The sequence below is a fragment of the Bradyrhizobium sp. WSM4874 genome, from assembly GCF_055811835.1.
The window spans coordinates 24,929-32,113 of sequence record NZ_JBVVPR010000064.1 but is presented as its reverse complement, the minus strand read 5'-3'; the positions used below and the strand labels follow the sequence as shown (position 1 = coordinate 32,113).

Below are 7,185 nucleotides of genomic sequence, written 5' to 3'. Positions count from 1 at the left end.
GATACCACGCGCAACTGATAGATCACGCGGTATGGGTCCCGGCCCCCGTGCGCAATTGCGCACTAGGCCGGGACGACGTTGGGAGAGAGTGCGCCTTACACGTCCGTCGTATGTGGGACGCGCGCGCCACACACGCACTGTCGTAGCCCGCATGAGCGTAGGGACATGCGGGACCGGCGGCCCCGGATATCGCTACGCTCATCCGGGCTACGAGACTGCGCGTCTCAGCGGCAGGACAATCCCGCGTCGATCGTGGTCCAGAAGCCACAATGTTCCGGCGCGAGTTGCGGCGCGCCGGCATGGGCTTCGAAGAGATGGGCTTCGAACAGGAAGACCGCGACGGTGAAGACGATCAGGGCGGAGGAGAACAGGACGAGGCGATTGCGCATGGGATTGCGTTTAATCGACATCGTGGTCGAATGATGGCGTTGTCGCGACCTGAAACCATCACGGCGCGCGATCCGTAGAATCATGGTCGGCCATTTTCCGTGCAGGGCGATGGTCGATGCGGGGCTGTCCGCTGTTGTTCCCGAGGGCGGCCCCGCCTTCGCTTCTCACGAGCTACGGCGCGGCGAGCCCGCTCATCCCAGGCTACCGCGCCAGCCACTCCGCGACTTCCTTCTGCGACGCCGCGCGCGCCTGCGCGTCGGTGCCGAGATGGCCGTGCTCGGGCGCCGCCGCATCGGTGCTGCCGGCGAGTGCGTGCAGCGGGGTGTTGGCGCGATCGAAGTCGTGAAAGGCGCCGGGATAGACCACGATGCGCGCGAGCGCGCTACGGCCATGCGCACCATCGACCATCTGGCGGCAGGCCGGCGGCGACGAGACGTCGTCATTGCCGCCGATCAGCACCAGCGTCGGTACCCGTGTGCTCCACCCTAGCCCAGCGGAAATCCTGCAGTCCGGATAGAACGCGATCGCGGCGCGGAAATCCGGACCGACCTCGCGCGCGAGGCTCTGCGGACGCACGGCCCAGAGCAGCGCGCTGGCGCCATTCGCCCACCCCATCAGGCTGACACGGTCGCGCGCGACCCAACTCTGCCGCATCAACCAGGCGCGCGACGCCGCGATGTCGGTGACGCGGTCGCGCCGCGCCTTGACGTGCATCTCCTTGACACGGCATTGCGGCCCGAGCTCGCGCGAGCCGTAGCTGTCAGGAAGGAGTACGGCGTTGCCGGACTTGAGCAGCCGCTCGGCCCAGTCGCGATAGCGCGGCAGCACGGAATCGGAATGGCCACCGAGGCCGCCGCAGCCGTGGAGCGCGATCACGGTCGGAAACGGCCCGGTGCCCTCGGGCTTGTAGAGCTGCGCATGCAGCACGCCGGACGCGAGCGGAATCTCGACCGGCTGCGGCGCCGGCGACGCTTGCGCGGCCGAGATCAGGAACGTCAGGAACAGGGCGGTGAACGGAAGGCGCATCGAACTTTGCCGTGGGATCCTTCGCTCAAGCACTATCATGCGGAAACGGCGCCAAAACATCACAAACCGGTGGGTTTACCGGGCGGACAAGCCACCCTATCTATGCTACATCCCGTCCAACACATCGTGCCCTCCAAGGTGACTCCGGAGCGGCCTTCCACGGAGACTTTCGACCGTGCTGAACAAGTTCGGCCCCTCGGGCCATGGCGAAGCGCAGGTGCAGTATCTCGACGGCGATTTCCGCGTGATCTCGCCGGGGACCTTCGTGCGCTGCGCGATCACCGATACGCGCATCCCGCTCGACGAGTTGAAATACTGGAGCGTGGATTTGCAGGAAGCCTACGCCACGCCCGCCGCCGTGCTCGAGCGGCATTACCCGGGCGCGCCCAAGCCGCAGGCGTGAGGCGGCGGGCGCACGTCTAGTGCTGCTCCGTGCCATCCGCGCCCACGCAGGTTTTGATGAAACTCTTCCTGATCTCGCCGACGATCTTCTGATCGATCGCCTGCTTCAGACAATCAAGCCGCGCCTGCGCCATGCAGAGCTGCATCTGGTCGCGCTTGTCTTGTCCCTTCAGATTTTGCGTTGAGCTGAGGCACGTCACGCGCTTGGTTGCGGGCACCGGCACTGTCGCGCTTGAAGCAGCGGGCGACGTCGTCTGTGCAAGCACGGGCGCAGCAATCAGACACACAACGCTAGCGACAACAATCGCGGACGGCAGCTTCATCGAACTCTCCTGATCGTCTGAACGGTTAGGAGTTTTGCGATGAACGACGCCTGAATGGCGGCTGCCGTCGGCGAGCAAAGCGCAGCTGCCCTGTCGACGTAGCACGAAATGTGCAGCTTATCGCGAGGCATGGAAATGGTCCGCATCGGCGTCGCGACGATGTTCGCGCGCGCATGAAGTGCGGGTCTCGCCGCAAATGATCTCCGTCACGCCGATCCGCGTTGCATCAGAGAGTGCTTGCACTCCGTGGTTAGTCATTTCGCGTTGTGGTTGGATTCTTTGTTGCGATTGGCGCTCTTAGGTTGTTTGACGAAGTCTTGCTGAAACAGAGCGCCGCTATGCTTCATCTTAGGTAATTGGCCCTGCTCTTTTTATCGCACAGACAATCAAGTCAACCAAACGGCCACTGAGCTCTGGAATTGGCGCAGTCTGTGAACGGGCTCATATCGAAGAGCCATCTGTCGGGCTACGATCACCTCGAAAATTTGCGGTGGAATATTTGTAAATCGAAAATCAACGATGGGGGTGATCATGCCCACCATATTAAACCTGCTCTATCGTGAGTATTGCCGCGCCCGCCTCGCTGAAATGCGGAAACAGCTTCTGATCGCAGCTGAACGCTCTGAAGCTCTCGAAGCGCATCATCATCCGGATCAGGGTGACGATGAGAGGACGGACACACAACGCAAGACCGGTCGCGGCACGCCGAATTGAAGCGGCCCGAGACCGGCGATTTCTCCCGCGTAGCAGTGACCAAGCAGTTGGCAACAGTTTGGGAGGCAGCAATGAATGCACCCGAGTACTATACCGCCATGGTGGCCTGCGTCTCGTGCCTGACCATTATCGGATTGATGGCCGTTGGGGCGTGGTGAGCATGATTGACTGCTGAACCGCAATCGCAGGCCGTTACCGAGGCCGCTGGCAAGCGCGTTCGGTCGGACCTATGACGCCGGATGCAGCACGCGTCGTACAGCATTGTCCGCCAACGACGCAGGAGGCCTTCGCCTTGCCTCGGCTTGCAAACATTATTCTTGCTGTGAGGTGAGCGTTGCCGCCGCTTCGTTCGACTGCGGCGGCTTCGCTTTAGATCCGGATGTCAGCTTCCGGGCGGGGTATACGAAGAACGCAGCTTCGCCGCGTTCTGGCGGACCTGCTTGATCTCGTCCTGCGTGAACAGCCGCGTCAATTTCACGTTCTGCAGGGTGCCCGCCGTGACGGTCAGGCCGGAAATGGCCGGAGCCGCACCCGGATCAGGCACATCGAAAATCACCAAAACGCCTGGGCCGTCGGCCGCAACGCTGAACATCGAAATCAGCTTTCCGCCGGCCGCTTCGATGAGTTTTCTTGCCGCCTCCTGACGATCGGTCTTGGGGTTCTCCAAAATGGCATTGAGAGCGCGTGGTGTGTATTGTCCGGTGAGGCAAAAATGCATGGCATGTTCTCCTCTGGGTTTTTGGCAATGACTTTCCCTGCCGTTCCGAACTCGTCGTTACGGCCGCTGCATCTGAAATGATGAAGGTACTGCCCGCCGTGGGCATAAACGCCGTCGATGATTTCCGGGAGTTCGGCACGTCCCGGTGACGGCTCTCATGAAAGGCTACATCAACTGCCCAACATGCGGAAGGGAATTCGTCAGCCGCGACATGTCACCTCGGTTGCCACATATCGCATCCGCGCAGGAAATGCTTTTCGTCACACCGTGGCGTCCACAACGAGTGCGAGCGCGGTTCGCGCGCCGTCCGACATTATCGCCTGCCGAATCTTCGCTCGCGCGCCTTGTAGAGATGATCGCTGATCAATTGCCGGAGCGCAGCCGGGTCGTCGAACTCGAGCTGGACGGCGAACGGCACGATGCCATCCGGCACGCCTTCGCGGCCGTGCAGACGTGCGAGATCCTTTTCCGTCGTCACCAATGTTTGCTGCTCGTGCCGCGCCTCCGCGGCGAGGGCCGCGATCTCGTCGTTCGAGAACATGTGATGATCGGCGAAGGCACGCGTGCGCGCGAGCTCGATGCCGCTGGCACGCAAGCTGCGGAAGAACCGTTCGGGATCGCCGATGCCGGCGAACGCGAACACCGGCTTGCCCAACAGTCTTGCGACCGACTCGGCGTCAGGTTTCAACCGCGCGCGCAGCTCCGGCTTGTTGCGCCTGGCAAGCTCGGCGGCGACATCGTCGGCGGCACGGCCACCGCCGATCACGACCAGCGCGTCGGTGCGCGCGAGCTGCGCCTTCAGCGGCGCACGCAGGGGACCGGCCGGGAACACCTTGCCATTGCCGAGGCCGCGCTCGCTGTCGATCACGATCAGCGAGGTGTCCTTGAGAAGACGCGGGTTCTGGAAACCGTCGTCCATCAGGATCACGGTGGCGCCTTGCGACTTGGCCAGCGCGACACCGTCGAGGCGGTCGCGCGCAACCGTGACAGGAACGTCGCGCGCCATCATCAGCGGCTCGTCGCCGATATCGGAAGCGGTGTGACGCATCCGGTCGACCATCACCGGGCCCTTGAGGCTGCCGCCATAGCCGCGGCTGAGCACCACCGGCGTCTCGCCGAGCTCGCGCAAGAGCTTGGTCAGCGCCAGCACGGTCGGCGTCTTGCCGGCGCCGCCGACATGATAGTTGCCGACGCAGATCACGGGGATGCCGGCGTCGACGCCCTCGCGCAGCATCCGCCGTTCCGTGATCGCGCCATAGAGCGCACCCAGCGGCCCCAATGCGTACGATTCGAGGGAACGTGGCCGGTACCAGAAGGCCGGCTCACGCATTGGCGGCCCCCATCTCGATCCGCAACTGCAGCAGATAAGGCTCGAGCGCGGTCATGGTGCGGTTGAGCGCGCCGCCGAGATCCTCGACCACGCCGGCGCCCGACTGCTGTATCTTCTTGCGTACGGCAGGATCGGCGAGCAACTGGCCGAGTTGCTTGATCAGCAGTTCCTGCGTGTCGGCCTGGCGCGCGCCGCCGCTGTGATCGAGCGCCTCGTAGACATCGGCGAAATTGAAGACGTGCGGACCATGGACGATGGCCGCGCCGAGCTTGATCGCTTCGATCGGATTCTGGCCGCCGTGGCGGATCAGCGATCCGCCCATGAACACGATGTCCGAGAGACGATAGAACAGGCCGAGCTCGCCCATGGTGTCGGCGACATAAACGTCGGTGGCCGCCGTCGGCAGCTCATCGCGCGAGCGCAGGGCCGGCTTCAGGCCGGACGCCGTGATCAGGCCCGTGATCGAGGAGCCGCGATCCGGATGGCGCGGCACGATCACGGTCAGGAGCTGCGGAAAGAATCCGCTAAGGCTGCGATGCGCGGCCACCAGCATCTCCTCCTCGCCCGGATGCGTCGAGGCCGCCACGATGATCGGACGCCCGCGCGTCATCGCCATCAGCCGTTCGAGCTTGGCGGGGTCGGCCGGCGGCGCCGGAACGTCGAGCTTGAGATTGCCCGTGGTGACGACATCGCGGCCGCCGAGCGTCGAGAAGCGCTCGGCATCGGTCTTCGACTGCGCCAGACAGATGTCAAACCGCGACAGCAGCGCCGAGATGGTGCCCTGCATGCGGCGCCAGCGCGGGAAGGAGCGCGGCGACATCCGCCCGTTGATCAGCACCATCGGCACGCGGCGCGCAGCGCCGGCCAGGATCAGGTTCGGCCACAGATCGGATTCGATGAACAGCGCCAGCGACGGCTTCCAATGGTCGAGGAAGCGCGCGACATAACGCGGGGAATCATACGGCACGTATTGATGGATGACGTCGGGCGGAAAACGCTTTGCGACAATAGCAGCCGACGTGACCGTGCCCGAGGTGAGCAGAATGCGCAGGTTCAGATCGCGCAAGCGCTCGATCAGCGCCGCCGCGGCGAGGACCTCGCCGACGCTGGCGCCGTGAATCCAAACCAGCGGACCGTGCGGCCGCACGTCCCGGGACAGGCCCCGCCGTTCGCCGACGCGCGCGGGATCTTCCTTGCCCTGCTTCAGGCGCCGCTTGATCAGCGCAGGCGCGAGCGGCACCAGGCCGCGCGCCAGGCGCCGGTACATTCGCAGCGTCAACGGCAGCGAGCCGGGCAGCGATTTAGGCATCTGCAGGTCCCGGCCGGCCGAGTTGCGCATAGGCTTGGCGGGTCGCCTCGTTCAAGGTCTCCTCCAGCTCGAGCCGCAGCGCTTCCATGGTGGCGGCGTTCGCATCCGGCGGAACGTGGATTTCCTTGATGCCGACCAATGCGCCCCGCCCGAACGGCAGGTTGATGGTGGTGCGGTCCCAGTTCTTGAGCCGGACGAAGCGGCTGGTCGCCATCGCAAAAGGCATGATCGGCCGCCCCGATTCCCGTGCCAGCATGATGATGCCGAGCCCGGCCACGCGCGAGCGCTTGGGGACGTCGGCGGTCAGCGCGACATTACAACCGTCCTGGAGCGTCCGCACCATTTCCTTGAAGGCACCGACCCCGCCTTTGCGGTGAAACGCGCTGCCATGGTCGCCCGACCCGCGGATGGTGCCGATGCCGAGCCGCTCGGCGGCGATGGCGTTGAACTCGCCGTCGCGGTGACGGGAGATCAGGACCCTGGCCTTGTACCAGTCCTTGTTCTTGATGAAGGGGGTGAGGAAATGCTGGCCGTGCCAGAACGCGAAGATCGCCGGGATCTGCGGCTCGACCCGGTCATAGACGTCAGGCGGATCGAACGTGAATTTGTTCGTCCGCCAGACCAGACGCAGATATTCGGCCGCCAGGATTCCGACGGCACGCTGAACGAAGCTGCTCCTCAGCGTATTGCGAAGCAGCTTTTTCAACGCGCCGGTTCTTGATTCGGGTCGAGCAGCCGGTGGAGATGGACGATGAAATAGCGCATCTGCGCGTTGTCGACCGTGCTCTGCGCCTTGGCGCGCCAGGCGGCGTGCGCGGTCGCATAGTTCGGATAGAGGCCGACGATCTCGACGTCGTCGAGGTTCTTGAAAGTGTTGTGCTCGAGGTCGACGAGCTCGCCGCCGACGACGAGGTGGAGCAGTTGTTGCGGGGCACTATCTGGCATCGGTTCTGTTCCTAACGGGCTGCCCGGC

Annotated in this window: 10 protein-coding genes; 2 read left to right on the top strand and 8 right to left on the bottom strand. The window is 64.1% G+C overall.

Features of this window, described 5'->3' with window-relative positions; all coding sequences use genetic code 11:
* Positions 1-224 precede the first annotated feature (224 nt).
* Together AC0L3P_RS36375 and AC0L3P_RS36370 are read right to left on the bottom strand one after the other, a co-directional pair.
* Entirely contained in the window at positions 225-389 is a 165-nt protein-coding gene (locus tag AC0L3P_RS36375) for a hypothetical protein (protein WP_473308952.1), read from the bottom strand.
* Between the two features lie 202 nt (positions 390-591).
* Positions 592-1,416 (bottom strand): dienelactone hydrolase family protein, encoded by an 825-nt coding sequence (locus AC0L3P_RS36370; protein WP_473308951.1) that lies wholly within the window; start codon positions 1,414-1,416, stop codon positions 592-594.
* A gap of 175 nt (positions 1,417-1,591) precedes the next feature.
* On the opposite strand from AC0L3P_RS36370, the gene AC0L3P_RS36365 reads away from it, so the two are divergent.
* Entirely contained in the window at positions 1,592-1,819 is a 228-nt protein-coding gene (locus AC0L3P_RS36365) for a DUF2093 domain-containing protein (RefSeq protein WP_007596922.1), read from the top strand.
* 16 nt (positions 1,820-1,835) lie between these two features.
* Here the strand turns inward: AC0L3P_RS36365 and AC0L3P_RS36360 are convergent, their stop codons facing one another.
* Positions 1,836-2,141 carry a hypothetical protein gene (locus AC0L3P_RS36360; RefSeq protein ID WP_473308950.1) on the bottom strand — a complete coding sequence of 102 codons (306 nt, stop codon included), beginning with the start codon at positions 2,139-2,141 and terminating at the stop codon, positions 1,836-1,838.
* A gap of 519 nt (positions 2,142-2,660) precedes the next feature.
* On the opposite strand from AC0L3P_RS36360, the gene AC0L3P_RS36355 reads away from it, so the two are divergent.
* A complete protein-coding gene (locus tag AC0L3P_RS36355; protein ID WP_275172402.1) occupies positions 2,661-2,855 on the top strand; it encodes a hypothetical protein in 195 nt (64 codons plus the stop codon).
* 382 nt (positions 2,856-3,237) lie between these two features.
* Here AC0L3P_RS36355 and AC0L3P_RS36350 read toward each other — a convergent pair whose 3' ends face one another.
* The 5 genes from AC0L3P_RS36350 to AC0L3P_RS36330 all read right to left on the bottom strand — a co-directional run bounded on the left by AC0L3P_RS36350 (position 3,238) and on the right by AC0L3P_RS36330 (position 7,157).
* Positions 3,238-3,573 carry a GYD domain-containing protein gene (locus AC0L3P_RS36350; RefSeq protein ID WP_007596925.1) on the bottom strand — a complete coding sequence of 112 codons (336 nt, stop codon included), beginning with the start codon at positions 3,571-3,573 and terminating at the stop codon, positions 3,238-3,240.
* A gap of 313 nt (positions 3,574-3,886) precedes the next feature.
* Positions 3,887-4,903 carry a tetraacyldisaccharide 4'-kinase gene (gene lpxK / locus AC0L3P_RS36345; RefSeq protein WP_473308949.1) on the bottom strand — a complete coding sequence of 339 codons (1,017 nt, stop codon included), beginning with the start codon at positions 4,901-4,903 and terminating at the stop codon, positions 3,887-3,889.
* Complete coding sequence (locus tag AC0L3P_RS36340; protein ID WP_473308948.1) at positions 4,896-6,242, bottom strand: 3-deoxy-D-manno-octulosonic acid transferase; 1,347 nt, start codon at positions 6,240-6,242, stop codon at positions 4,896-4,898. Before AC0L3P_RS36340 ends, lpxK begins: the two co-directional genes overlap by 8 nt.
* A complete protein-coding gene (locus AC0L3P_RS36335) occupies positions 6,205-6,918 on the bottom strand; it encodes a lysophospholipid acyltransferase family protein (protein ID WP_354061474.1) in 714 nt (237 codons plus the stop codon). Before AC0L3P_RS36335 ends, AC0L3P_RS36340 begins: the two co-directional genes overlap by 38 nt.
* Positions 6,915-7,157, bottom strand: a complete 243-nt coding sequence (locus AC0L3P_RS36330) for a DUF4170 domain-containing protein (protein WP_007596929.1) — start codon at positions 7,155-7,157, stop codon at positions 6,915-6,917. Before AC0L3P_RS36330 ends, AC0L3P_RS36335 begins: the two co-directional genes overlap by 4 nt.
* Positions 7,158-7,185: the final 28 nt, after the last annotated feature.

Coding starts and splice junctions, on each gene's coding strand:
- AC0L3P_RS36375 (WP_473308952.1), bottom strand. CDS start 389: ATGCGCAATCGCCTCGTCCTGTTCTCCTCCGCCCTGATCGTCTTCACC.
- AC0L3P_RS36370 (WP_473308951.1), bottom strand. CDS start 1,416: ATGCGCCTTCCGTTCACCGCCCTGTTCCTGACGTTCCTGATCTCGGCC.
- AC0L3P_RS36360 (WP_473308950.1), bottom strand. CDS start 2,141: ATGAAGCTGCCGTCCGCGATTGTTGTCGCTAGCGTTGTGTGTCTGATT.
- AC0L3P_RS36355 (WP_275172402.1), top strand. CDS start 2,661: ATGGGGGTGATCATGCCCACCATATTAAACCTGCTCTATCGTGAGTAT.
- AC0L3P_RS36350 (WP_007596925.1), bottom strand. CDS start 3,573: ATGCATTTTTGCCTCACCGGACAATACACACCACGCGCTCTCAATGCC.
- lpxK (WP_473308949.1), bottom strand. CDS start 4,903: ATGCGTGAGCCGGCCTTCTGGTACCGGCCACGTTCCCTCGAATCGTAC.
- AC0L3P_RS36340 (WP_473308948.1), bottom strand. CDS start 6,242: ATGCGCAACTCGGCCGGCCGGGACCTGCAGATGCCTAAATCGCTGCCC.
- AC0L3P_RS36330 (WP_007596929.1), bottom strand. CDS start 7,157: ATGCCAGATAGTGCCCCGCAACAACTGCTCCACCTCGTCGTCGGCGGC.